This window comes from Lysobacter sp. 22409, assembly GCF_052045105.1.
GTDB classification, from domain to species: Bacteria; Pseudomonadota; Gammaproteobacteria; order Xanthomonadales; family Xanthomonadaceae; genus Lysobacter; species Lysobacter antibioticus_B.
This window is the reverse complement of sequence record NZ_JBQEOE010000010.1, coordinates 17,843-42,274: the sequence shown is the minus strand read 5'-3', so window position 1 is coordinate 42,274 and position 24,432 is coordinate 17,843. Positions and strand designations below refer to the sequence as shown.

The 24,432-nt window shown below is 68.5% G+C and carries 16 protein-coding genes and 1 pseudogene; 5 read left to right on the top strand and 12 right to left on the bottom strand.

Annotated features, from left to right (window positions below; translation table 11 throughout):
* Positions 1 to 83: 83 nt before the first annotated feature.
* The 8 genes from ACTJJK_RS07285 to ACTJJK_RS07250 all read right to left on the bottom strand — a co-directional run bounded on the left by ACTJJK_RS07285 (position 84) and on the right by ACTJJK_RS07250 (position 6,716).
* Entirely contained in the window at positions 84 to 833 is a 750-nt protein-coding gene (locus ACTJJK_RS07285) for an ABC transporter ATP-binding protein (protein ID WP_440729880.1), read from the bottom strand.
* A complete protein-coding gene (locus ACTJJK_RS07280; RefSeq protein WP_440729879.1) occupies positions 830 to 1,819 on the bottom strand; it encodes a hypothetical protein in 990 nt (329 codons plus the stop codon). The genes ACTJJK_RS07285 and ACTJJK_RS07280 overlap by 4 nt, the downstream gene beginning before the upstream one ends.
* A gap of 168 nt (positions 1,820 to 1,987) precedes the next feature.
* Positions 1,988 to 2,806, bottom strand: coding sequence for a kanamycin nucleotidyltransferase C-terminal domain-containing protein (locus ACTJJK_RS07275; RefSeq protein ID WP_440729878.1), 819 nt, complete (start codon positions 2,804 to 2,806; stop codon positions 1,988 to 1,990).
* Between the two features lie 163 nt (positions 2,807 to 2,969).
* Complete coding sequence (locus ACTJJK_RS07270) at positions 2,970 to 3,308, bottom strand: hypothetical protein (protein WP_031370615.1); 339 nt, start codon at positions 3,306 to 3,308, stop codon at positions 2,970 to 2,972.
* A gap of 207 nt (positions 3,309 to 3,515) precedes the next feature.
* Positions 3,516 to 3,689 (bottom strand): hypothetical protein, encoded by a 174-nt coding sequence (locus tag ACTJJK_RS07265; protein WP_161786073.1) that lies wholly within the window; start codon positions 3,687 to 3,689, stop codon positions 3,516 to 3,518.
* 12 nt (positions 3,690 to 3,701) lie between these two features.
* A complete protein-coding gene (locus tag ACTJJK_RS07260) occupies positions 3,702 to 3,872 on the bottom strand; it encodes a hypothetical protein (protein ID WP_161786072.1) in 171 nt (56 codons plus the stop codon).
* 437 nt (positions 3,873 to 4,309) lie between these two features.
* A complete protein-coding gene (locus ACTJJK_RS07255; protein WP_031370614.1) occupies positions 4,310 to 5,515 on the bottom strand; it encodes a DesA family fatty acid desaturase in 1,206 nt (401 codons plus the stop codon).
* A gap of 307 nt (positions 5,516 to 5,822) precedes the next feature.
* A complete protein-coding gene (locus ACTJJK_RS07250) occupies positions 5,823 to 6,716 on the bottom strand; it encodes a CHAD domain-containing protein (protein ID WP_440729877.1) in 894 nt (297 codons plus the stop codon).
* 64 nt (positions 6,717 to 6,780) lie between these two features.
* Between ACTJJK_RS07250 and mutM the strand changes: the two genes are divergently transcribed.
* The 4 genes and pseudogenes from mutM to ACTJJK_RS07230 all read left to right on the top strand — a co-directional run bounded on the left by mutM (position 6,781) and on the right by ACTJJK_RS07230 (position 11,276).
* Complete coding sequence (gene mutM, locus ACTJJK_RS07245; protein ID WP_223619235.1) at positions 6,781 to 7,593, top strand: bifunctional DNA-formamidopyrimidine glycosylase/DNA-(apurinic or apyrimidinic site) lyase; 813 nt, start codon at positions 6,781 to 6,783, stop codon at positions 7,591 to 7,593.
* Between the two features lie 168 nt (positions 7,594 to 7,761).
* Complete coding sequence (locus tag ACTJJK_RS07240) at positions 7,762 to 8,334, top strand: ECF-type sigma factor (protein WP_031370611.1); 573 nt, start codon at positions 7,762 to 7,764, stop codon at positions 8,332 to 8,334.
* A gap of 127 nt (positions 8,335 to 8,461) precedes the next feature.
* Positions 8,462 to 9,118: pseudogene (locus ACTJJK_RS07235) on the top strand (serine/threonine-protein kinase); the annotation flags it as partial.
* A 115-nt stretch (positions 9,119 to 9,233) separates the two neighbouring features.
* On the top strand, positions 9,234 to 11,276 hold the full coding sequence (locus tag ACTJJK_RS07230) for a tetratricopeptide repeat protein (protein ID WP_440729876.1): 2,043 nt from the start codon (positions 9,234 to 9,236) through the stop codon (positions 11,274 to 11,276).
* Positions 11,277 to 11,431: 155 nt separating this feature from the next.
* Here the strand turns inward: ACTJJK_RS07230 and ACTJJK_RS07225 are convergent, their stop codons facing one another.
* From ACTJJK_RS07225 to ACTJJK_RS07210, 4 genes are all read right to left on the bottom strand, one after another.
* A complete protein-coding gene (locus tag ACTJJK_RS07225; protein WP_440729875.1) occupies positions 11,432 to 13,591 on the bottom strand; it encodes a M66 family metalloprotease in 2,160 nt (719 codons plus the stop codon).
* Between the two features lie 517 nt (positions 13,592 to 14,108).
* Positions 14,109 to 14,654, bottom strand: a complete 546-nt coding sequence (locus tag ACTJJK_RS07220) for a DinB family protein (protein ID WP_440729874.1) — start codon at positions 14,652 to 14,654, stop codon at positions 14,109 to 14,111.
* A gap of 627 nt (positions 14,655 to 15,281) precedes the next feature.
* Complete coding sequence (locus ACTJJK_RS07215) at positions 15,282 to 19,166, bottom strand: translocation/assembly module TamB domain-containing protein (protein WP_031370607.1); 3,885 nt, start codon at positions 19,164 to 19,166, stop codon at positions 15,282 to 15,284.
* Positions 19,167 to 19,196: 30 nt separating this feature from the next.
* Positions 19,197 to 21,176, bottom strand: a complete 1,980-nt coding sequence (locus ACTJJK_RS07210; protein ID WP_440729873.1) for an autotransporter assembly complex protein TamA — start codon at positions 21,174 to 21,176, stop codon at positions 19,197 to 19,199.
* Between the two features lie 245 nt (positions 21,177 to 21,421).
* Here ACTJJK_RS07210 and ACTJJK_RS07205 point away from each other — a divergent pair, with 245 nt between their 5' ends.
* The gene (locus ACTJJK_RS07205; RefSeq protein ID WP_223619229.1) at positions 21,422 to 24,337 is read left to right on the top strand and encodes a TonB-dependent receptor domain-containing protein; all 2,916 of its coding nucleotides are present in this window, start codon (positions 21,422 to 21,424) and stop codon (positions 24,335 to 24,337) included.
* Positions 24,338 to 24,432 lie beyond the last annotated feature (95 nt).

The following is a 24,432-nucleotide window of genomic DNA, read 5'->3' as shown; positions in this document are numbered from 1 at the left end:
AGGACCGGCGCGAGCCGCGACCGCGCAATGGCATCGACGACGCCACCGGCCGTAAGACGATGACGTCGCGCCGCTGCCCCAAACTACTCCGCATCCGCCGGCCGCTCGTCCGCCAAGGCCTCGACCATCGACTGCTCCAGCGACCGCTGCGGGTCGGCGCGGATCGCATCGAGCTCGCCGGCCGGCCAATCGCGACGCAAACGGCCGTCCATCAGCAACAGCGCGCGGCTGATGAAGCGCTCGGCGACATCGAGCGAATGGGTCGCCAGCAACACGGCGGTGCCGCGATCGTGAGCTAGCTGCTGTAGATGGCGTTTGAGTGCGTAGGCGCTGAGCGGGTCGAGGCCGTTGAGCGGTTCGTCGAGCACCAGCAAGGGCGGCTCACCGAGCAGACCCAGCGCGATCGCCAGTTTCTGGCGGGTGCCGAGCGAGTACTGGCCGATGCGGCGATCCAGCATCGGCGCCAGCGCCAGGATCTCGGCGAGGGCCAGCGTCGGCGCGGGAATTTCGCTGAGCTCGCGCGTACCGGCGAACAGGCGCAGGCATTCGCGACCGGTCAACAACGGCGGCAGACGCGCCGGGTCGACCGCGAAGCCGAGCAGGCGCCGCGCCTGCAGCGGTGCGCGGGCGAGGTCGTGGCCGTCGATCAACACGCGCCCCGCGCTCGCCCGCTGCAGCCCGGCCAGGCAATGCAGCAGGGTGGTCTTGCCGGAACCGTTCGGACCGATCAGCGCGGCGAATTCGCCAGCCTGCAAGCGCAGATCGATGCCGTGCAGCACCGCGTGCTCGTCATAGCGGTGCTGCAGGCCTTCGAGTTCGAGCAGGACGGTCATCGCGACAAAGGCCGGTGAAGGAGGGGACGCAGCGCAAGCAGCGCCGGCGATGAAAGGATGAGCACAATCGCGAGCAATACCGGCGCAGCACGCCAGGTCAGCGCCAACAGCGCGGCACCGACGCTCGCGAATGCCAGGGCGCAGAGCAAGGCGAAGGCCGGATACCGCCAGGCCGCCTGCGCCAGCCGATGCGGCGCGCGCGGCGTGCTCGCCAGCAAGGCGTCGGCATCGAGCGTCGCGGCGACGCAGGCCTGCAGGATCAGACTGAACCAGGCCAGCGCGATGGCGATCAGCAACACGCCGATGCCGCTGCTCGCACCGGTCGAACTCGGCAGGCCGAACAGCACCGCGCCGATCATCCAGGCGTGACCGCCGCGGCGCCAACGCAACACGCCTTCGCGCCGTTGCCAGTCGCTGAGGTGCGGCAGTCGCGCATCGTCGAGCCAGGCCAGGCCGAACACTGGCAGGCGCGCGCCTTCGCGCAAACGCTGCGCCGGATGGCGGCGATGGCGCAGGGCCGCGAACAGGCCCAGCACGGCGCCGAGCGCGAGCCCGCCGTCGACGACCCAGTAGGCGGCGTGCAGGCTCGCGCGGTCGCCACCGCAAGCGGCGAGCACGGTCGCCGCGAATGCCATCGCCGCCAGCGTCGCCAGGCCGGCCAGCAAGACCAGGCTGCGCGTGGCCCGCGACGGCTCGATCGGCGCCGCCGCCCACCACCCCAGGCGCAGGTACTCATCGAGCGCGATCGAGCGTCCGCGCGCGACCGCATACGCCGTAGCGATGGCGAGCAGACCGAACGGCAGCGGCAAGCGTTCGATCAGGCGCGGCAGGGCCTCGGCCAGGGCCGCGGCATCGCCCCCCCAGCCACGCAGCAGCAACGGCAAGACGATCGCCGCGGCGGCGGCCGCCGACAGGGTCCGGCCGCGTCGCCATGCGCCGCCGCGCGCGGCGACGAGGCGCGCTTCAGCGAACCAGGGATGCAGCATTCGGCCCATCGCAGGAGGCCCTCGGCGATCGATCGGGAAACCGGAGTCGGCGCTGTCGACGGCACTGCGCAGGACCCGGCGGCGACGCGCGTCGCGCTCATGCGGGCGCGCCGGTTACGCCCCGCAGCGGTCCCATCGACGATGCGGACTGTACCGGATCGGCGCCGTTCAGCGCTCCGACGCCGCGCAGCGCAGTTCCAGCGCCTGGTGCAAGGACGCGGCGTGCGCCCATTCCTCCAGGCCGGTCCAGACCCGTTCCACGGCCATGCTCAGCACCACTTCGTCGCGCAGATCGCCCTGGCCGACCAGGCCGAACAATTGCGCCGCACCGTCCGGCCCGGGCAGGTCGGCGGCTTCGTCGAACATGGTCCCGCTCGATGCGAACACGTGCCGCTCGGCCAGGCCGATCAGGCAGGCCAGGTGCTGGGCGAACTCGCAGGCGAGCAAGGACAGCGGTTTTCGCGCGTAGCGATTGCGCAGCTTGCCGACCAGTTCGTACAGCTCGCCGACCACGATTTCGGCCAAGGCCTCATCGACCGCCTCGTCGTTCGGGTGCGCGGCGAGCGAGCGCAAGGTCTCGACCAGGGCGCCGTGATCGGGCGCGATCCACAGCGCGCGCGCATGCACGAACTGGCCGTGGCTGAGCGCCCAGCCTTCGTCGACTTCGCGCGCGTAGGCCTCGATGGCGGTCCGCGACATCAGGTTGAGCTCGGCCTTGCCGCGGCCGTGCACCCATTCCAGGGTTTCGTCGTAGTCGGCGCCGAGGGCGTCGTCGTCGAGCACCGCCCACAGTTCGATGTCCGAGTACGGGCCGTCGCCGTCGCGCGCGGTCGAGCCGTACATGGCGACCGCCAGCAGGCGTTCGCCATGGACCTGACGCAGTCGTTCGACGATCAGTTCGGCCAGTTCGCGGCGTTGTTCGGAGGTGACCGATTGGGGGCCGGCGAACAGCGTATCCAGTTCGCCGCGGGGCAATGCGTAATTCATCGCGACTAGGTATCACGCGCGGTGCGGCGGCGGCAATTGCGCGATCCGGGCAATGCGACGGGCTGCGGAGAATTCGCCGGATGCGCATCGCGCAACGCGCCGGAAACGCGACGCTCGTGGCCTTAGCGTTCGCCTCGGCAGAACGAGCGGTTCAGGCCGGCGATCACTGCGGAGGCGAGGCCAGTTCGCGTGCGTCGAGCCAGCCGTCGCGGTTGCGGTCCTGTTTGCCGAAACGCTCGGCCAGGGTCAGGCGATGCTGCTCGCGCGACAGCGCGGCGCGTGCGCCGCGGCCGCTCGCGGGCTGCTCCTGCGCATCCAACTGGCCGTCGCGGTTGGCGTCCATCGCGTCGAAGGCGTAACTGAGCCAGTCCTGGTACTCGAGCAGCGAGATCTTGCCGTCCTGGTCGCCGTCCATGCGCGACAAATAGTCGCCGGTCGAGGCGACGTGCTGCGCCGCGCAGACGAACGGAATACAGAACGCGATCGCAATCAGTCGGCGCATGCACGGGAACCGGGTGGCGCCGGGAACGGCGGCTTTGCCGCGCAGCCTGACGCGGGCGGCGGCGCCAGGCAAGTCCGGGCCGCGGATCGCGGGATCCTGCGCTGCCGGCTCGGCCGATCAGGGTTGCCGGCGGCGCGCAGGCGACGCCGGCAACACGGGTGCGCACGGCGCAAGGCCGGTCGCGCACGGATCATCGACCGCCTTGGATCAGGAATCGTCCATGCAGCAGGCGAAGCGATTGCCGCCGAACTGGCAGCCGGCCTTGGGCGCGCAGCCCTCGGCGTACTTGTTGTCGGCCTGGGCCGCGCCGAAACCGACCGAAGCGGCGAACAGCGCGGCGATCGCCAGGTACTTCACGCGGGTGCTGCGAAAAGTCCTCATGGTTCGCGATCCTCAGGGCAGCATGCAGCAACCGACGCGCTGGCCGCCGTACTTGCAGCCGGCCTTCGGCGGGCAGCCTTCGCGGTAGGGACTGTCGGCCTGGGCCACGCCGAAGCCGATGCCGGCAGCGAACAACGAGGCCAGCATGAGCAGCTTGATGCGCTTGCTACGGAATACCTTCATCTGTTCTGTCTCCTTTGCTTGAAGCGCGGCCCCGTCCCTGGCGCGCGGCGCGTTCACGGGTGGCGGGTTCGTCCTTGCAATGACGTCGATCCCGTACGGCCCAGGGCGGCACGGGCAGGCAGGAAAGAGGGAATCGGAAGCGGCGCGCGGACGGCGCGAGCAGCGATGTCTCGGGCAACGATGTCCCTGCGCATGCGGCATCTCCTTATGCGGCGCGGGACGCGGTCCGGCGCGGCGACTCCATTCCTGCGCACGCTACACCCTCGCCGGGCGGCAAATGCTGATGGGCGTCGCGGTCCTGAAGAGGCTGCCGCGCAGAGCGGCGGCCGAGCCGTCGCGGCCTGCACGGCGCGCTGCATGTGCGGCAATAAAAAACCCGCGCATCGCTGCGCGGGTTCTTATTGGAACGACCCAACCGGCGAACCGGCTTCGAACGCTCAGTGGCGCGCCGGCGCCAGTGCGTAGCCCTTCATGCGCGCGGAGAACGCCTGCAGCGACTGGATGCCGCTGGCCTCGGCGTCGACGCACCAGGCGTGCAGACGGTTCAAGGTGGCCTGCGCATCGTGCGAACGGTCGTCGAGCACCTGCGCCAGGCGCTGGCGGAATTCGGCCAAGGTCGCCATGCGCGGCCGCTCGTCGATCCAGCTCTGCAGGCGCGCGCGCGCGCCGTCGTCGAGCCAGCGGCCGCCGTCGGCCAGGCCCTTGCGCAGACGACGCGGCAGGGTGCGCATGCGGTCGCCGGCGTGCGCGGCTTCTTCGCGCAGGGTCGGCAGGGTCACGCTGCGGTAATAGTCGGTCATCGCCTGGAAGCGGATCGCCAGCAACGCGCGCAGGGTTTCGGTGTCCGGCATGGCGATGTTCGGGCGCACGTCCAGGGTCGGCGCGACGCGCAGCACCTTGGCCAGGCGCACGGCCTGCAGGCCGCGAATCGCCGCCCAGCCGATGTCGAACTCCCACTTGCGCAGGGCGAACTTGGCCGAGCTCGGGAAGGCGTGATGGTTGTTGTGCAGCTCTTCGCCGCCGATCCAGAAGCCCCACGGGGTCAGGTTGGTCGCGGTGTCGGTGGTCTCGAAATTGCGATAGCCCCACCAATGGCCGAGGCCGTTGACCACGCCGGCGGCCCAGAACGGAATCCACACCATCTGCAGCGCCCAGATCGCCACGCCGGCGAAGCCGAACAGGACGAAACTGATGAACAGCAGCAAGGTCGGGCCGAAGGTCGCATGCGGCGTATAGAGCTTGCGTTCGATCCAGTCGTCCGGGCAGCCCTTGCCGTATTTCTCGATGTCCTCGCGCTCGCCGCGCGCTTCGCGGTAAAGCTCGACGCCGCGCCACATGACCGTGTCGATGCCCTTGAACTGCGGGCTGTGCGGGTCTTCCTCGGTCTCGCACTTGGCGTGGTGCTTGCGATGGATCGCCGCCCACTCCTTGGTGATCATCGAGGTGGTCAGCCAGGTCCAGAAACGGAACACGTGCGCCAGCGCGGGATGAAAATCGACCGAGCGGTGCGCCATCGAGCGATGCAGGTACAGCGTCACCGACATGATGGTGAGCTGGGTGACCGCGAGGAAGTACACGGCGAGTTCCCAGAAGCCGGCCTGGACCAGGCCGCCGGCAAGGAAATCGATCAGGGAAGCGGGCATTTCGAAACTCCGACAGACCACGGGGGCCGGCCCGAAGCGGCCGGTCCTGAGCAAATGATGCCACCCGGCGCGGACCCTTCGCGCCGGTACGGCTCTGCGATGTGATGGGGTCGTTTATTCCAACGGGCAAGGACGCCCGCAACGGGCGCGGCCGAAAGGGTTCAGCCGGCGCCCGCCGACCGGCGGTCGCGGCAGCCCGGCCCAGCCTGTCTTCCGCCCCGTTTTGCTCCCTCTCCCGCCTGCGGCGACCGCAGGAAGTGCAAAGCTGGGAGGGTGGGGGTGAGGGGCCAGCAGCGAGGAACGGCCCCTACTCCGAGCCGCGCCCTTCCTCGCCCCCATTCACGATCTCCCCGCGCGACCGCGCCAGCTCGCCCTCGGCATAGCGCCGCAAGGCGCCGCGGTCGGCCTTGCCGAACACCGAACGGCGCCCGCAATGATCGAGCAGCAGGTTCAGGTCCTGGGCCGCGCCGAGGCGCTCGATCGTGTGTTTGTCGAACTTCGGCGCATCGCGGCCCAGCTTGGCCGCTTTCAGGGCGCGTTGCTGCTGCGACAACCGCCGCGCACGCCGGCGCCAGTCGTGCCAGTCCTCGTCCACGCCGCTGCGGCGCGCGCGTTCGGCGCCGCGGGCGACCCGCGCCAGGCTGGCGGTAACCGCCCCGCGCCAGTCCTCCGGCTTCAGGCCGTCCCAGGGCAGCGCCCGCAGCGCGGCGCGCAACACCCGCAACAAAGAACGGCGCGCGCCGAGCTCGGGGTCGTCGGCGCGGGCCTGGTGCGCGACCCGCGCGCGCGCCTGCGCGGCGCGGCGGCGGGCGCGGCGCAACAGGGTGCGGACCTCGGCCTCGAGCGACAGGCGCAGCAGACGGTCCAGGGTTTCGACCAGCGCATGGGCGTCGCGCAATGCCGACAAATCGCGGTTGAGCCGGCGCAACTCGCGGTCGACCAACACCGCGCCCGGACCGAGCGCGCCGCCGCCGAGGGCGAGCGTGGCGCGGACCCGCCGCAGCCCCTTGCGCGCCAGGTGCACGCCGGCATGGATGCGATTGCCGCGCCAGCCCAGGGCGTCGAGCGCCATGTCGATCTCGGCGCTGGCGAAACTGCGCAGGCGCCGGCCCGGCGGGTGCGCGGCCGGTTCGTCCGGCGCCTTCGCGGCGAGCCGTGACCGGTGTGCGGCGGCTTCCTCGGACGCGGGCGCGTGCGGCATGAAGCGACTCCCAGTTTCGGCCTTCGAACGATGCGCGGCCTGGCCGGGATAGTACCCTTGCCGCATGCCTGAATTGCCTGAAGTCGAAACCACCCGGCGCGGCCTGGCGCCGCATCTGGAAGGCCGCCGCGTCGTCACCGCGATCCTGCGCCGCCCCGACCTGCGCTGGCCGATCCCGCTGCAGATCGAAGACACCCTGCCCGGCGAACGCATCGACGCGGTGCGCCGCCGCGCCAAGTACCTGCTGCTCGACACCGCCGCCGGCAGCGCCCTGCTGCACCTGGGCATGTCCGGCAGCCTGCGCGTGCTGCCCGCGGACACGCCGGTGCGCGCGCACGACCACGTCGACCTGCTGCTCGATTCCGACCAGGTGCTGCGCTTCAACGACCCGCGCCGCTTCGGCTGCCTGCTGTGGCAGGCGCCCGGCGAGACCCACGAATTGCTGCGCGACCTCGGCCCGGAGCCGCTCTCGGACGCCTTCGACGGCGACTACCTGTTCGAGCTCAGCCGTGGCCGCAAGGCGCCGGTGAAGACCTTCCTGATGGATCAGCGGGTGGTGGTCGGGGTAGGCAACATCTACGTCGCCGAGGCCTTGTTCGCGGCCGGGGTGTCGCCGCTGCGCGCGGCCGGCAAGGTCTCGCGCGACCGCTACGGCGAGCTCGCGGCCTCGATCAAGGACATCCTGGCCTACGCCATCCAGCGCGGCGGCACGACCCTGCGAGACTTCATCAGCCCGGACGGCGCGCCCGGCTATTTCGAGCAGGAGCTGTCGGCCTACGGCCGCGGCGGCGAACCCTGCCCGCGCTGCGGACGGCCGCTCAAACAGGCCAGCATCGGCCAGCGCACCACGGTCTGGTGCGGGCACTGCCAACGCTGAAGCGGCGACCCGGCGCTGCCCGCCGCCGGGCCGACTCGTCCTCAGCGGTCCGCAGGTTGCGGGCGCCGGTTCCGGACGAACGGCGCCGGCGCGGCGCGGGCGATGCCACCATGATCGCTATCATGTGAAGATGAACGCGCTATAGTCTCCACCGAGTCGAGGGGCGATATGGCCGAAAGCGCTGACATCACGATCCTGTTGGATGCCGCCCGCGAAGGCGATCGCGGCGCACTCGATCGCGTGCTCGCGACTCTGTATCAGGAGTTGCACACCATGGCGCGGCGCCAGCTCGCCGGCCAGCACGGCCAGACCCTGGACGCGACCGCGCTGGTGCACGAGGCCTATCTCAAACTCGTCGGCCGGCGCGAAGCGCAGTTCGACGATCGCGCGCATTTCTTCGCCTACGCCGCCTCGGCGATGCGCAGCGTGGTCGTCGACTACGCGCGCCAGCGCTTGGCGCAGAAGCGCGGCGGCGATCTGCACCGCGTCACCGAGTTGCCCGACGACGTCGAAGGCGGCCTGCGCCTGGACGAGGACACGCTCGGTCTGGACACCGCCCTGACCAAACTGGCCGCCGTCGATCAGCGCCTCGCCCAGGTGGTCGAGCTGCGCTATTTCGCCGGCCTTTCGGAACTGGAAATCGCCGCGCTGCTGCAACGCTCCGAGCGCAGCATCCGCCGCGACTGGCAGAAGGCCCGTCTGTTCCTGCTGGCCTCGCTGCAAGACGAGCCCAGCCGCTGACGCACGGTCCGCGCCTGCCGCGTTCCGTCATCGCCCCGGCTGCCGCCGCGCAGCGCGCCCGCACACCATGCGCATCGTCATGATCCACATCGCCGACGACCGTCGTATCGAAACCGACTGACCGCGCATGGATGCCGAACGCTGGCAACGCCTGTCCCCTTTGCTCGACGCGCTGCTCGAGCTGGACCCGGTCGCACGCGCCGAACGCCTGAGCGAGTTGCGCGCCGACGACGCCGAATTGGCCGACCAGCTCACCGAGCTGATCGCGCTCGAAGAAGGCCACGAGGATTTTCTTTCCGAGCCCCTGGTCGCGCCGCAGAACACCGGCATGCGCCCGGGCGTCGAGGTCGGCACCTACCGCCTGGAAAGCCTGCTCGGCGAAGGCGGCATGGGCCAGGTCTGGCTGGCCTCGCGCGCCGACGGCCTGTACCAGCGCCGGGTCGCACTGAAGCTGCTGCGTCCGGGCCTGGCCGACACCAACCTGCGCACGCGCTTCACCCGCGAACGTCAGATCCTCGCCCGCCTGGCGCATCCGCACATCGCGCGCCTGCTCGATGCCGGCATCAGCCGCGACGGCCTGCCCTACCTCGCCCTGGAGTACGTCGAAGGCGAGCCGATCACCGACTACTGCCGCAACCAGCGCACGCCGCTCGACAAGCGCCTGCGCATGTTCCAGCAGATCTGCGACGCGGTCAGCCACGCCCACGCCAACCTGATCGTCCATCGCGACCTCAAGCCGTCGAACATCATGGTGACGCCGGCCGGCGACGTGCGCCTGCTCGATTTCGGCATCGCCAAGCTGCTCGACAGCAACGACGTGCCGCTGCCCGAGCAGACCCGCACCGGCGCGCGCGCCTTCACCCTGCACTACGCCGCGNCGCGGCGAGCCGGTCACCACCATGACCGACGTGTATTCGCTCGGCGTGGTGCTGTACGAGCTGCTCACCGATTCCAAACCCTATCGGTTGAAGCGCCAGACCGACGCCGAGTGGGAAGAGGCGATCCTCGCCGCCGATCCGCTGCGGCCTTCGCAGGCGGTGCTGCGCTACGTCGACGCCGACGACGCCGAGGTCGATCCGAACTCGGTGCGCCGCCTCGCCCGCCAGCTCAGCGGCGACCTCGACAACATCGTCCTCAAGACCCTGTCCAAGCGTCCCGAGCAGCGCTATCCCTCGGTGGAAGCGCTGTCGCTGGACCTGCAGCGTTTCGAAGCCGGCCGGCCGGTGCTGGCGCGGGCGCAAAGCCTGCGTTACCGCTTCAACAAATACGTCGCCCGCCACCGCTGGGCCTTGGCGACCGCGGCCCTGGTCACCCTGGTGCTCAGCGCCGCGCTCGGCATCGTCGCCTGGCAGGCGCGCGAAGCGGTCGGCGAAGCCAGCCGCGCCCAGGCCATGCAGGACTTCATGGTCGGCCTGTTCGAAAGCGCGCGCGGCACGCCCGAAGGCGAAGCACTGGACCTGCGCGGCCTGCTCGACGCCTCGGTGATCCGCGGTACGCGCGAACTCGCGCGGCAACCGCGCGCGCGCGCCGAGCTGTTCGGGGTGATCGCGCGCATGCGCACCAGCCTGGGCGACTACAACGAAGCGCGCGCGTTGCTCGACCGCCAGGCCAGCATCATCGCCAGCACCGACGACGACATCCCCGAAAGCCTGCGCCTGGAATCGATCACCCAACGCGGCAAGGTGCTGCGCCTGCTCGCTCAGCCGCGCGAATGCGCGGCGCTGATGCAACCCGGGCTCGATCTGGCCCGGCGCGAACAGGCGCAATTGCCGAACCAGGCCAGCGAGTTCTATTCCGAACTCGGCCGCTGCCGGCAGGCCAACGGCGAGCGCCAGGGTGCGCGGCAGTTGTTCGAACGTTCGCTGGCGTTGCGCCGCGAAATGCTCGAGAACAGCGACGTCGTCGAAGTCGAGAACCTGATGGACCTCGCCAGCCTGCAAGCCGATGCCGGGCAGAGCCGCCAGGCCCTGCAGGGCTTCGAGCAGGCGCGCCGGCGCCTACAGCAGAGCGTCGGCGATCGCCACCCGCTGCAGGTCGAGATCAGCCGCAACCTGGCCGCGCTGCGACACGACCTCGGCCAGCTCAACGACGCCGAACGCGATGCCAAGGAAGCACTGGCGATCGCCCTGGAGGTCAACGGCGGCCAGCATCCGGCCACCCTGGCCGTGCGCCGCCAGCTCGCCGCCTTCCACATCGAGCAAGGTCAGTACGTGCAGGCGCAGATCGAGCTGGAACAGCTGCGCAACGTGCTGACCCCGCGTCTGGGCGCCGATCATTCCGATCTGACCGGCCTGCACAGCAGTCTGGGCCTGATCGCCTGGGAACGCGGCGATGTCGATCGCGCCCTGAGCGAACTCGAGTACGCGGTGACGATTTCGCGCAAGCACCTCGACCGCGGCCGCCTCGCCGAGGCCTTGTTCGCACAGGCGACGGTGCTGCATGCGACCGGCCGCAACACCATGGCGCGGATCCTGCTCGACGAGATCCGCGCGCTGCGCGTGACCGAGTTCGGCGCCGAGCACGGTCTGGTCGGCGACACCGAGCGTCTGCTCGGCGATGTCGAGATCGCGCTGGACCAACGCGACCGCGGCCTCGACCACTTGCAGCGAGCGGTCAGCCTGACCCGCAAGAGTTATGGCGAACGCCACCCGAACACCCGTCACGCCGAACTCGACCTGGCCCAGGTGCAGGCGCTGTCCGGCGATGCCGCCGCGCTCGCGCACCTGGATTCGCTGGCGGAACTGCCGACCACCGACGAAAAATTGCGCGAGCTCGGCTGGCGCGCGCAGGCCTATGCCGCGCAGGTGCGTTGCCGCGGGCCGCAGCGGGGGCAGGCGCGGGCGACGCTCGACGGCCTGCTGCGCGGCATCGGCGACGCGCGACCGGACGGCAGCGAGGTCAAACGCGAAGTGCAGGTCATACGCGACGCCTGCAGCGGATAGGCGCCACTCGCTGGTTTGCTCGCCTGACCGGAGCGAACGCCGCGCCGCAGCCGCCGCTGCACCTCACCAGGACACGAAGTACCGACGCAGGGCGCCTGCCCCGCCGCAATTGCGGACGGGGCAGGGCGCATCGCGACGATCGGTCGCGTGTGGGGTCAACGCCTGAGCAAGCTGCTGAGCCATGCGCGAAGACGCGGGTCCGCCGCCGGCCGCATTGCCGACGCTCCGCTCGCCGGCGACGCGGCCGGACGCGGCGTGGAGGCGCAACGCGGCTCCGGTGCGGCCTTGAGCGGTACGGCGACGGTCGCCAGCTCGATGCAGGCGGCATCGTTCGCGCCGGCTTCGGTGGCGCGGGCGCTCACCGCCGGCACCTGACGCGACAGCAACACCGTCGGCGCAGCCGGCAGGCCTTCCCACCCCTTCGGCGAATCCAGCAGCTCGATCCGCGAGATCGCCTTGTCGGCGGGCACGTTGACCACCCAGGTGCGGAAGCTGTCGCCGTTGTTGGGATCGCCGGCGCTGGCCGGCGGCGCGGTGGTCGGGCCGAACCAGGGACGGAAGCCGCCTTGCAGCAGCACGTGGCGCACGCCGCCATCGGCATAGGTCACGCGCAAGGTGTAGTCGCAGCCGCCGTTGTGGCAGTACCACGCATAGGTCCCGGTGTTCGGCACGATGCTCGTACGCTGCGCCGCATCGGTGGGATCGATGTAGCGCAGCAGGTTGCCGCGAAAACCGATCGGCGGATAGATCTGCGAAACGTTGGCGGTACCGGCCCGGCTGTAAGCGACCGCGATCGCCTGCACCGGCACGTCGCGCCGCTCCGGCAAACCCTGGTTGAAGCCGTACAGGCCGTTGTCGGCGGTCTTCGGCGCAACATCGATCCAGCGCCGGTCGATCCCGTCCCAACGCTTGTAGCCGCCGGGGAAGGCCGCATCGGCGACGATGCTGCCGCCGGAGTACACGCGCGCTCCGTTCTTGTCGGTCGAGGTGGTGCCTTCCAGATGGCGCTGCATCATCGCGACGCTGTAATCGGAGAAGGTGGCGAAGCGGTAGCCGCGCGCCTCGTCGCCGGAACCGCTCTGCATCGGGTCCTGCTTGATGCAGCGGCCCTGCGCATCGAGTTGTCGCGGCGTGCTGTCGAAGGTATCGCCGGCGCAGTTGCGATAACGCGATGCGGTGGCCGGTACGAACGGCGCCAGGAACTCCTTGCGCGTGCTGTCGTAGCCCCAGACCGATCCGTTCAAGCTGCCGGCGAGATAGGGGTACTTGCCGTCGGTGTAGGCGCCGCCCTGATGCGGCAACCCCATCGCATGGCCCTGCTCATGGATGAAGATGCCCGAGTAGCCATGATCGCCGACGCCGGTGTCGCCGCCGATCGACCCCAGGCCGCCACCGGGATGCTTGAGCTTGCCGGCCGCATCGAACAGGATCAGCGGCGCGTAGTACTGCACCGGCCCGGAGGATTCGCCGTTGGCGGCGAGCAGCCCGCCGAGCAGATTCAAGGTGGCGCCCATGACCTGGAAGCCCGCTTGTTCGTCGTCGGTGCTGCGCGCCAGATAAGCCGGTTTGCCGCCGCTCGGCGCGATCGACAAGGTCGGCCATACCGCGCGCTGCGCCGGATGGTTCTGCGCAACCACGCTGGCCACCGGCCATTTGGCGAAGATCTCGGTCACGGTGGCGGCATCGGGCGCGCCGGAGGTCGCCAGCGGCACCGAGTTGCTCTCGTTCGCGCCGAACAGATACAGCGGCAGCACTCGCAGGGTCACCGGGCTGTCGGCGCCGATCGTGGGCGAACGAAACGCGCCGACGCGGTAATTGTCGGCGCGCACGCGCAACTGCAAACCGGGCACCAACCACGCCGCCGGCAAACTCGCGCTGTAACGCGCGCCCGGATAGGCCGCACCGCCGGCCTCGGTGGCGGGGATCGAAGCGGACACCGCAACGGTGCCGAGTTGAACGCCGTTGGCCCAGCCTTCCAACTGCGGATTGCCGGCGTTTTCGGCCGACAGGCGCAGCAGTGCGAGCGCTTCGCGCCCGCCGACCGCATGCAGCCGCTCCTTGGCCTGGCGCAGAGTCCAGCTCAGCCCGGCTTCCGGCAGCACGTGGGTCTGGGCGAGTTCGAGTTGAGCGATCTCCAGCGCCGCCGCTCCCGGCGGCGGCGGGGGCGGCGTAGTCGGCGGCGTGCCGGGCGGCGTGCCCGGAGCCGGCGCGGTTTCGCCGCCTTTCTTGTCGCCACCGCCGCCGCCTCCGCAGGCGCTCAAGGTCAGTGCGATCGAAAGCCACAACGCGGTTGTGGTGAAGCGAGGTGTCTGCATGCTGGTTCCCCCTGTGGCACGAACCTCTGCGCCCGCGCCAGTGAATGGCGTATGGATGGAGCATCCTGCGTATGAGCCGTCGCCGATCGGCGCGATCGTCTCCCCACGATCCGGCGGACCGCATCATACCCATGCAATCGCGACGCGTCGTCGCCATGCGCGGCTTGCGCACGGCCAAGCGCGACACCCATGCATGTGCAAGCGCAGCGCGTGCAAGCGCTGCCTACGTTTCATTAGCACAGCTCGTCGCGAGCACGCGCACGGCATGCGCGAAGTCGCATGCGTGAGTCGTGACTGTGCGCACAATCCGAAGGCAAGGATGCGGCACCACGACGATACGAGCTCGGCGCGCCGAAACGTTTCTTTATCGTGGCGACAACAGCGGCCCTCTACGCGAAGCCATCATCCGCATGGCCTGGATTCGTGCGCTGCATGCGGATTTGCGCAAAGGCGCGGCGCATTCAGGTCGCGTCACGGGCCATGCCGCGGACGCTGTGGCCCGGCGGAACCTCGCTCTTCAGTCCGGCGCGTGCTGCGGCAACAGCAGCAATAAATCGGTTGCGCCGACGTCCACGCCGGCCTGGGTCAACAAGGTCGTGACCTGGCCGCGGTGATGGGTCTGGTGATTGAAGAAATGCATCAACAGGCCGCCGAAGTCGCGATGCGAAACGACGCCTTTGGTGTTCGCGTAGACCAACACCTGATCGAGATCCGCATCGGTCAGGCACCCGGCCCAATCCTCAATCCGCGCATCGAGCTCGCTTCGCTGCACCTGCAAGGGTGCGAGACGATCGTGCAGTTGCTGATCGATGGCGGTTGGCGGCGCCATGTTGCGAATCGGGTCCAGCGCCTCGAAACGCGTCGGATGATAACTGGCGAAACGATGCAGCCAGATCAGGTCGGCCACCAGCAAATGATTGAGCGTGCCCAGGATCGAACCGAAAAACGCACCGCGGTCTTCGCTCAACGCCTCGTGCGGCAACCGCGCGGCCGCCGCATAAATCTTGTCGTTCATCCAGCGGTTGTAGCCGGCCATCAGCACCGCGTGTTCGCACAGCTTCATCGTGGCTCTCCTTACTGGCGAGCGGCTTTCATCGCCGTAGCCCGCGAACGATACCGCCTACTCTCCTTGCACCAACTGAGCGACACGCTCCCAAGCCGATCAGGTCAAAGGGCTCCCCCAATCGCAAGCTGAAACGCTGCAGCTGCACAGAAGTCGATAAGCAACCAGACCGCCGTAGCGATTGCTGAAAAAATGCCCCTCCCTACCGCTTTCTCGAGCGCGCTCCTTTCAGCAAACAGGGGCCAGTTAGACCATAGAAATCCTGCGTATATGCCGACAAGAAACAGGAGTTCGTAGATGACGTTCAGAGGCGGCTGCCCCATGCGCACATATAGCCACACTGAAATCAACGAAATTGCTAGCGAGACAGCAGCAACCCCTATATGGCGGACTAATGGCGAAGATGTCATGGCACCTTGATTTCCGAGTGATGTTCACACAAGACTCAACCAACGCGACTCCACAGTTATGCTGTAGAACTCTGGTCGACCGACAAGGGCGGTCCTTGGCACACTCGATGTACTGCGCGCTGCAAGAAGCGGGGCTGTTCCGGCCCCTTCTTATATGCGGCAAGGAGCCGGCCGCTCCGGCACTCCTAAACAATGCCCACTGATCGCTCGCGCAGCATTATTTTTCCTTGCGCCAATTGATCGAAGCGCGGTTCTCGATCGTGCTCGACTCGATCTCGATGTCGAAGCCCTTGCGCAGCAGATACTTCAAGGTCAGCACCTGGCCGGTGCCGAGCAGGGACACGCCGTAACCGACGTACAGGCGCGGCGACAGGTATTTGCCGACGCCGAGCACCGAACCGCCGAGCGCGCGGCTTTCCATCACGCCGGCGTCGTCGAGGCCGATCTTGGCGCCGAGCTGCGAGGCGAGCATGCCGCCGCCGGCCGAGAGCGCAGCGCTGGCGGCGTTGAGCTGGCGGCCTTCGTCGCCGCTGACCGACGACAACGGCCGGCCGAGTGCGAGATAGGCCAGCGCTTCGGACTGCGAGCTGGCCGGGTTCGACCAGACATTGACCTGCGGCGAACTGACCCGGCCGCTGATGTCGACGCCGGCGGTGACCGCGCCGACTTCGCGTTCGGCGCGCACGTCGAGGATCGGGTCCGACACCGGGCCGTTGTTCCAGGCCAGGCGGCCGCGGGTGATCTGCAGTTTCTGGCCGTAGGCGGTGTAGCGGCCTTCGACGTTGAGCGCGCCGTTGGCGGTCATCTCGCGACCCGGGCGCGAACGCACCCGCATCTGGCCGCCGAGCTTGCCGTCGAGGCCGAAGCCGTTGAGCTTGACCTGCTCGCCGACCACCAGAGTCAGATCGAGGTCGAGCGGCGAAGCGCCGGTGTCTTCCGGATCGGCCGGGTCGAGCACCACGACGTCCTCGGACACCGACACGCCCTGGTCGAGGCGTTCCAGGTCGATGCGCGCGGTCGGGATGGTCACGGTGCCAGTGACTTGCAGCGGCTGCTTGGCCGCGTAGCGCACGGTCAGGTCGGGGTTGGCGATCGCATGCAGGTCGCGGGTGTCGGAGGCGAGCACGTTGGTGCCGCGCAGGTTGAGCACCAGCGGCGTGTCGTCGCCCTGCCAACCGAGCGTGCCGTCGATATTCAAGGTGCCTTCGCCGGAGCGCACGCTGCCGGCGATGCGCGCGCTGCCGTCGCTCTGCGCGTCGAGGCGGACGTTGCCGTTCTGCAGGACGATGCCGAGCGCGGGCAGTTCGGTGGTGAACTGGCTCAGCTGGGCCTGGCCGCCGAGCAAGGGTTGCGAACGCGTGCCGGCCAGGCTGATGCGGCCTTCGAGACGGCCCTTGGGCTCGACGATGTCGGGCGAGAACATCTCCAGCCAGGTGAGTTCGTCGGTGTCGACCGAGACGTCTCCGGACAGGGGCGCATAGGCGTCCCAACCGGTCGCGATCTTGGCATCGATGTGGCCGTCGTCGTTGAAGCCGGCCTTGAGTTCGGCGTTGAGCTTGTTCGGGTCGAAGGTCGCCTTCAGCGACAGAGCGTTGTAGCGCAGCAGTTCGCGGCGCGCGCGTTCGCTGAACTTGAGACCGCCGCCGGCCGAGCTGATATCGACCTGGCCGCGCCAGCCGTTGCCGACCGGACGCAGTTCGCCGTCGAGCGCGATTTCGCCGCGCAGCAGCCACGGCCGCTTGTCGCTGCGCTCGGGCAGATAGGCTTGCGCCAACAACAGCGGCAACCCCTGCCCCTTGATATCGACACCGCGTCGCGGCCAGTCCGCGCTGGCGCACAGCGAACCGCCGCTGCTCGAAGCCAGGCAGGCATTCGTCAACGCGCCATTGCGTCCGTCCCAACGGAACTGCGCGGCCTGCTGCAAACGCCAGGACGCGCCCTTGCTCGGCGTCAGCTGCAGCGATGCCAGCGCGCCTTGCCAGGTCGCGCCGCGCTTGTCGGCATGGCCGGCCAGTGCGAGCTGGGCGACCTCGCTGTCGGCCTGCGCCTGCAGTTGCAGGGACTCGACCGCGCCGCGCGCATCGACGCTCACCGACGACAGGGCGAGGCCGGCATTGAGATCGCTCGCACGCAGGGCCAGTTCGCCGCCGCGGCCGCGCCAGGGCAGGCGGCCCTTGGCGCTGAAACTCGCCGCCGTGTAGTCGCCGTACTTGAGGCCGCTGCCGGTCAGGTCGGCGTCGATGTTCGGCGCATCGCGCGCGCCGCTGAGCTTGAGCGTGCCCGTAAGGCTGCCGGCGGTGTTCGGCAACAGATCGTTGAGCTGCAGCGGCGCCAGCTTGGCGTCGAGTTCGATCGCCTGGGCGAGCTTGCCCTTGGCATCGACGCGGCTGCCGCCTAGGGTCAGGGCGACGTCGCCTTCGTAAGCGTCGTCGCTCTTGCCGGGCGCGGCACCGTGCATCGCGAAGCGACCGCGTCCGCCGAGCGGCCGGTCGCGCAGACGGCCGCCGAGGCGTTCGGCGTCGACGCGGATGTCCAGGCCGCCGTCGGCGCGGGTGGCGCCGGTGCTGGCGAGCTGGCCGTCGACCGCGCCCTTCCATTCCGGCGCGAAATAACCCGGGTCGAAACCCGACAGCGTCGCCTTGAAGTTCCAGCCGAGCGCCGGCGCCCAGGCGACGTCGCCGCTGCCGTCGAGCTGGCCGGTCGGCATCTTGGCCTTGAGCGTCTTCAGGCTCATGCGCTGGTCGTCGCCGCGGCCGTCGAACTCGACCGTCGCGGCTTGCTTGTCGCGCAGCAGCCGAGCCTTACCGATCGCCGCCCAGGCCTTGACCGTGCCGGCGAACCCGAGCTCGGCGGTCTCCAGCACGATCGCCGGCGTGGCCGGCGCCTGCGGCGCGCGCGAAGGCTTGGCGATGGCGGCCGCGGTCGCGGTGGTCGCCGCGGGCTGGCCGCCCCAACGCAGATCACGCGCATTGACGGCAAACTTGAACTGGCCGTTGTCGGCGTCGGTGAAGTCGGCATGGCCGCGCAGCGTCGCGGTGCCATCGAACAACTGCAGCGCCAACGGCTGCACGTCGAGCACCTGGTCCTTGAGCGAAATCTTCGACGGCAACACCGTCACCGCCAGATCGCCCTGGCGGAATTCGCCGTTGAGGTCGGCGTTGCCACCGACGCCGCCGGCCTCGAAGCGCAACGCCATCGGCGTGTCGCTCGGCTTGGCCTCGGGCGAGAGCAGCAAGCCGACATCGAGCGCATCGGCGCGCGCGCGCAACTGCCAGCGCGGATCGTCCTTGCCGCGCAGGGTCAGGCTCGCACGCACCGGACCGGGTGCGGCGCCGGCGATGGCGACGTCCATGCGCGACAGGTCGCCGCGCGCGACCAGGCCCAGCCGCGGCGGCGTGCGCCCCGGCGCGCTCGGCAACACCACGGTCGCCACCACGTCGGTCTTGAAGTCGTTGCGCGGTTCGTACTCGCCGTGCACGGTGAAACGGCCGCGGTCGGTCAGCGCTTCGAGTTTCTCGACATGCAGCTTGCCCGACTGCGCATCGAGCCCGGCGCGCAGGCGGCGCACGTCGATCAGCGGCTCGCCTTCCTGGCTGAGCTTGAAACCGTCGATGCGCACGTCGTCGGCCTGCAAGGCCAGCGGCGGTTCGATCTGTGGCAGCACCTCGGGCCAGCTCGGCAACTCGAAGGGCTCGTCGCTCTTGGGCAGGTCGAGGGTGGCGTTCTCGACCTGCAGCGCGTCCAGGCGCAGCTTGCGGCCGAGCAGGGGGCCCAAGGCCGGATCGACGAAGATGCGCTCGGCGGTGAACACCGTGCCCTTATAAGCGAAGCGCACGCCGCGCAAGGTCAGCGGCCCCGACACCGGCCCCTCGGCCGCGGTCCAGGTGAAGGTCGAATCGGCCGGCAGGCGCGAAACGATCTGCGCCAGCAACAGGTCGCGGCCGGCGATGGTGCTGATCAGCCAGTACAGGCCGGCCGCGATCAACAGGGTCAACGAGCCGGCGATGAAACTGCTGCGCCAGGCCCAGCGCTTGGCCGCCGCGCGACGACGCTGCCGGCGTTCGAGCAGCAGTTGTTCGGGAGTTTTCGGCGTATCGCTCATGTCGTTGCAGGGTCGTCCTGGCCGCGTGCCTTAGAGATCGGCGCCTATGTTGAGATACAGCTGGAAACCCGAATCCGGGTCGTCCAGGCCGCGCGCGATGTCGATCCGCAAGGGGCCGACCGGCGAACGCCACCGTACGCCCACGCCGACGCCGGTGCGCAGCTTCGGGGTGTTGTCGAACGCGCTGCCGCTGTCGACGAACACCGCCGCACCCCAGCTGTCGTTGAAGTACTGCTCGTACTCGACGCTGCCGGTGACCACGTTCTTGGCGCCCAGCGCGAACGCCTTACGGCCGTCGATCGCGGGGATGCGCGGCCCGACTTCGCGCCATTCGTAGCCGCGGATGCTGCGGTCGCCGCCGGCGTAGAAACGCAGGGTCGGCGGCATGTCGACCAAGGCGTCGGTGAAGGTGTGGCCGAGTTCGCCGCGGGCGATCAGGCGGCTGCGCGGGCCCAGACCTTTGTACCAGCGCGCGGTCGTGTGCAGTTGCAGGAAGTTCGCATCCGAACCGACGCTTTCCAGGCCGCCGCGCAGCATCGCGGTGGCGGCGATGCCGTTGCGCGGATACAAGCGGTCGTCGGCATCGACGTACTCGACGCGGAACGAGGGATACAAAAAGGTCGCCGAACGGTATTCGACCGGCGTGGTCGGATCGTCGTCGTCCTCGTCGGCATAGGCCCAACGCTCGCGCAGGCCGTGCACCGAGGCGGTGGCGGTCCAGCGCTGGTTGATCTTGCCGCTGCGGCTGGCGACCAATTCGATGCGGCGCGAGTCGATGTAGTCGGTCTGCTCGTCGGTGCCCTGCAGGCTGAAGGTGTACCAGCCGTCGAGCCAGGCGAAGGCCGGGATGCGGTACTGCAGGGTCGCGGTCTTGCGGCGCTCGGCGAAATCGACCTGGGCCAGGGCCTTGTGGCCGCGGTCGTTGAGGTAACGCCGTTCCAGGCCGAGACGCACGCCGGCGCCGCTGTCGGTGCCGTAGCTCAGGCCGGCGGTATAGATGCTGCGCTTGGCCGGGGTCAGGACGACCTTGACCGGCACCTGGCCGTCGACCGCCTGATCCGGCTGCGGCTCGATGTCGATGCTGGCGAAATAATCCAGCCGCGACAGCGACTCGCGAAAGCGGTCGAGCTTGCCTTGGTGGTAGTAGCTGCCCTGTTCCCAGTACACCAGGCGCTCAAGCAGGCTGTCGCGGATGATCCGCTTGGGCGTCTGCTCGAAGGTGATCGGGCCCATGTCGTAGCGCTGGCCGCTGGTCCAGACCAGGTCGATGTCGGCGGCATGTTCGGCGCGGGTCACTTCCACCCGCCGCGAAGAAAAATCCGCATCGAAGTAGCCGCGCTCGGCCAGACGCCGGGTGATCTTGGTCTTGCTGGCCTCGTACAGCTCGTGGTTGAAGACCTGATCCGGGCCGGGCCGGAAGGCGTCGAGGTCCTGGTTGAGGTAACGGTCGTCGCTGCCGGCGCCGAGGATGGCGATGTCGGAGCGCCGCACCTTGACTGGTTCGCCCTTGTCGATGGTCAGGGTGACCGTGATCGGCACCGAAGGGGTCGCTGCCGAGGCGGCCGGAGCGGCCGGGTCCTGGGACGAAGCGCTTCGGGTGGACGGGTCTTCGCCGATGCCGGCCTCGGCCTGGCTCGCTTCAGCCTGATCGGCGTCGGCCGGGCTCGCCCCGACCGGGCTGGCTTCAGCCGGGCTGGAGTCGGCGGGCAGCGCCGGGGCGCGGCGGCGGGTGCCGCGGGAATCCTCGACCTTGATCGTCGGCGAGTAGTAGCCGAACGGCTCCAGGGCCTCGCGGGCCTCGTTTTCGGCCTCGCGCAGCAGATAGCCCAGGCGGCGCCCGGACACGTCCTTGCCGATCGTATCGACCAGGGACAGGGAAACGCGCACGTTTTGGGTCATGGCCTCATCGAGGCCGACGATCTCGACTTTGCCGATTTTGGCCGCCCGGGCCGTGCCGGCGGCTCCAAGTACCAGGGCGACGGCGAAAAAAAGACGGGGGATCAATGGCATAGCGATCAGGATAACCGGTAAAGGCTTGTATTGCTTACGTATTTTGTTCAGCCACTTTGCAGATTCGTTGCATCTGGCGTTAAGAAGTCGTAATTTCGGCCTCAGGGGAACTGACCGCAAGCGCTGGGGGCTGTGCTGCGGGCTCATCGGGGTCTCCTAGAAAACAGCCAATCCACCACTCCCAGCCATCAGGGAAGTCACACGGTAGGGAAGCAATGTCACTGCATATTTCAGGAGTCCACTTCGTGAACAGAAAAATACTCACCACTGCTGTTTGTACCGCACTGGTCGGCGTCGTCGCGCCCGCCTATGCACAGCAGGCGGAAACGGCTTCGAATGAAGACGTCACCAAGATCGAAACCGTTACCGTTACCGGTTCGCGCATCTCCAACCCGAACGTCGTCTCCCCGGCCCCGGTCAGCGTCCTGACCGCCGAAGACATCAAGGCGACCGGCGCGATCAACATCGGCGACCTGCTGACGACGATGCCGCAGCTGGCCACCACGTTCACGATGGGCAACTCCGGTCGCTTCATCGGCACCGCCGGCGTGGCGATGCAGGACCTGCGCAACCTCGGCACCGCCCGCACCCTGGTGCTGGTCAACGGTCGCCGCATGGTCGGCGCGTCCGCCGGCACCTCGGCCGTCGACACCAACCTGATCCCGGCCGACTGGGTCGAGCGCGTCGAAATCATCACCGGCGGCGCTTCCGCGGTGTACGGCGCCGACGCCGTCTCCGGCGTGGTCAACTTCATCCTCAAGAAGAAGTTCGAAGGCGCCAACCTGCACGCGCAGATCGGCGACAGCCAGCACGGCAGCTTCGGCAAGGAATTCATCTCGCTGACCGGCGGCTGGAACTTCGCCGAAGACCGCGGCAACGTCGCACTGTCGTTCGAGCACAGCCAGCAGGACCGCCTGATGTTCGGCGACCGCTTCGGCAAGCAGGCCTACCGCGCCATCCGTTCGCCCGGCAGCGGCTTCGACAACACCCTGCTGCCGAACGCCGGCAACTACACCATCACCAGCGCCGGCACCTTCTCGCTCGGCAGCAACTTCCTGCCGGAACTGCGCTACACCTTCGATCCGAACGGCCAGGTGCGCAAGCAGCGCTTCGACGGTCCGTTCGATCGCGATAGTCCGACCCTGCGCAATACCAACGCCACCTGCCAGAACTGCGACCGCCTCGACGGCAACCAGGACCTGCAGATCCAGCCGCAGTACAAGCGCGACACCGTCAGCGCCGTCGCCGGCTTCGATCTGAACCAGGACCACCGTCTGTACTTCGAAGGCATGTACAGCAAGGTGCACAGCAAGTCGTACTTCTCGCCTGCGTTCGGCGGCACCGGCAACCCGCACATCATCGAGCGGGATAACGCCTACGTGACGCCGGAACTGCTGGCGCTGATGGGCGCTCGCCAGTCCATTCGCGTCGGACGTAACGACGTCGATGCCGGCCTGCGCGGCGAAGACACCGACCGCCAGACCGCCCGCGTCGTGTTCGGCGCCGAAGGCGCGCTGACCAGCGACTGGCTGTACGACGTGTCGGTCAACTACGGCCGCACCCACGAGCGCCGCCGCAATCTCAACAACCGTCACATGGAGCGGTTCTACGCCGGTCTGGACGCGGTCAAGGACGCGAACGGCAATATCGTCTGCCGTTCCAAGATCGACCCGGGCCACACCAATCTGGCGCTGGATTTCAACCAGGGCTACGGTCAAGTGTCGCCGGAAGTCGCCGCCTCGTGCATTCCGTTCTCGGTCTTCGGCGAAGGCGCGATCAGCCCGGCCGCGGCCAACTGGTTCAACGTCACCACGATCTCCAAGGCGCGCCTGACCCAGTTCGTGGCCGGCGGTTCGCTGACCAACAACAACCTGTTCGAGCTCAAGGCCGGCCCGGTCAGCTTCGGCACCGGTGTCGAGTACCGCCGCGAAACCAGCCGTTCGATCAACGATCCGCTGGACATCAACTTCGAGACCTTCCTCAATGCGATCCCGAATTCGGGCGGCAGCTACAACGTCCGCGAAATCTGGGCCGAAGTCGCGGTGCCGCTGTTGGCCGACCTGCCGGCGATCAAGAGCCTGACCGTCGGCGCTGCAGCGCGTTACTCGAAGTACGACACCATCGGCGGCGCCAAAGCCTGGCGCTACAACCTGGACTGGGCGATCAACGACAGCCTGCGCGTCCGCGGCAACATGTCGGCCGCGGTGCGAGCGCCGAACATCGACGAACTGTTCGGCGGCCAGTCGCAGAACTTCGGCGGCGTCGCCGATCCTTGCGATATGGACAACATCGGCAACGCCAAGAACCCCGCGGTGCGCGCCCGCAACTGTGCCGCGTTGGGTCTGGCGCCGACGTTCACCGATGAGTTCTCCGCCACCAACGAAGGCCTGTCGGGCAGCAACCCGGATCTCGATCCGGAAACCGGCCGCAGCTGGACCGCGGGTTTCGTGTTCACCCCGACCTTCCTGGAAGGCTTCGGTATGAACGTCGACTACTGGGAGATCAAGCTCATCGACTCGATCACCGCGCCGACCTTCCAGGAAACCGCCGATCGCTGCGTCGATAACCCCAACGGCATCGACAACATCTACTGCCGCAACACCGAACGTGGTCCCGACGGTCAGATCAGCTTCCTGACCTCGATCAACCAGAACATCGCCGCCACCACCACCGACGGTATCGACCTCGGCATGTATTACAGCCACCCGCTGTGGGGCGGTCGCATGCGTTGGGACCTCAACGCCACCAAGGTGCTGGGCTACACCGACTATCCGTTCCAGGAAGACAAGGACGAGTCGGTCGACCAGAACAAGACCCTGGGCTTCCCGGAATGGAAGGCCACCGTTCGCGCTTCCTACATGCGCGACAACTGGGACGTGAACTGGAGCACCCGCTTCGCCGACGGCGGCTTGCGCGTGACCAACGCCAGCTACCGTTCGAACCCGACCTCGACGAGGCCGATCAAGGCCGGTTCGGGCGTGTTCCACGATGTGCGCGGCAGCTACACGATCAAGGACAGCGGCTGGCAGATCTACGGCGGTGTGACCAACCTGTTCGACTCCGATCCGCCGGTCAACCTGTTCGGCACGGGCTTCGGCTCGGGTCTGTACGACTCGATCGGCCGCGCCTACTACGTCGGCGTGAACTACAAGTTCTTCTGAGTTCGACTCGGGAATTTGCAGCGTGAAACGAGGAGCCGGCGCAAGCCGGCTCCTTTTTTATGGCTACTCGCAACAGAGCCGAGGCCGCGGATTCG

Excerpts from the sequence above, each read along its gene's own strand:
- ACTJJK_RS07215 (WP_031370607.1), bottom strand. The coding sequence starts at position 19,166 with ATGAGCGATACGCCGAAAACTCCCGAACAACTGCTGCTCGAACGCCGG.
- ACTJJK_RS07220 (WP_440729874.1), bottom strand. The coding sequence starts at position 14,654 with ATGAAGCTGTGCGAACACGCGGTGCTGATGGCCGGCTACAACCGCTGG.
- ACTJJK_RS07280 (WP_440729879.1), bottom strand. The coding sequence starts at position 1,819 with ATGCTGCATCCCTGGTTCGCTGAAGCGCGCCTCGTCGCCGCGCGCGGC.
- ACTJJK_RS07275 (WP_440729878.1), bottom strand. The coding sequence starts at position 2,806 with ATGAATTACGCATTGCCCCGCGGCGAACTGGATACGCTGTTCGCCGGC.
- ACTJJK_RS07260 (WP_161786072.1), bottom strand. The coding sequence starts at position 3,872 with ATGAAGGTATTCCGTAGCAAGCGCATCAAGCTGCTCATGCTGGCCTCG.
- mutM (WP_223619235.1), top strand. The coding sequence starts at position 6,781 with ATGCCTGAATTGCCTGAAGTCGAAACCACCCGGCGCGGCCTGGCGCCG.
- ACTJJK_RS07285 (WP_440729880.1), bottom strand. The coding sequence starts at position 833 with ATGACCGTCCTGCTCGAACTCGAAGGCCTGCAGCACCGCTATGACGAG.
- ACTJJK_RS07230 (WP_440729876.1), top strand. The coding sequence starts at position 9,234 with ATGACCGACGTGTATTCGCTCGGCGTGGTGCTGTACGAGCTGCTCACC.
- ACTJJK_RS07225 (WP_440729875.1), bottom strand. The coding sequence starts at position 13,591 with ATGCAGACACCTCGCTTCACCACAACCGCGTTGTGGCTTTCGATCGCA.
- ACTJJK_RS07210 (WP_440729873.1), bottom strand. The coding sequence starts at position 21,176 with ATGCCATTGATCCCCCGTCTTTTTTTCGCCGTCGCCCTGGTACTTGGA.
- ACTJJK_RS07255 (WP_031370614.1), bottom strand. The coding sequence starts at position 5,515 with ATGCCCGCTTCCCTGATCGATTTCCTTGCCGGCGGCCTGGTCCAGGCC.
- ACTJJK_RS07240 (WP_031370611.1), top strand. The coding sequence starts at position 7,762 with ATGGCCGAAAGCGCTGACATCACGATCCTGTTGGATGCCGCCCGCGAA.
- ACTJJK_RS07265 (WP_161786073.1), bottom strand. The coding sequence starts at position 3,689 with ATGAGGACTTTTCGCAGCACCCGCGTGAAGTACCTGGCGATCGCCGCG.
- ACTJJK_RS07250 (WP_440729877.1), bottom strand. The coding sequence starts at position 6,716 with ATGCCGCACGCGCCCGCGTCCGAGGAAGCCGCCGCACACCGGTCACGG.
- ACTJJK_RS07270 (WP_031370615.1), bottom strand. The coding sequence starts at position 3,308 with ATGCGCCGACTGATTGCGATCGCGTTCTGTATTCCGTTCGTCTGCGCG.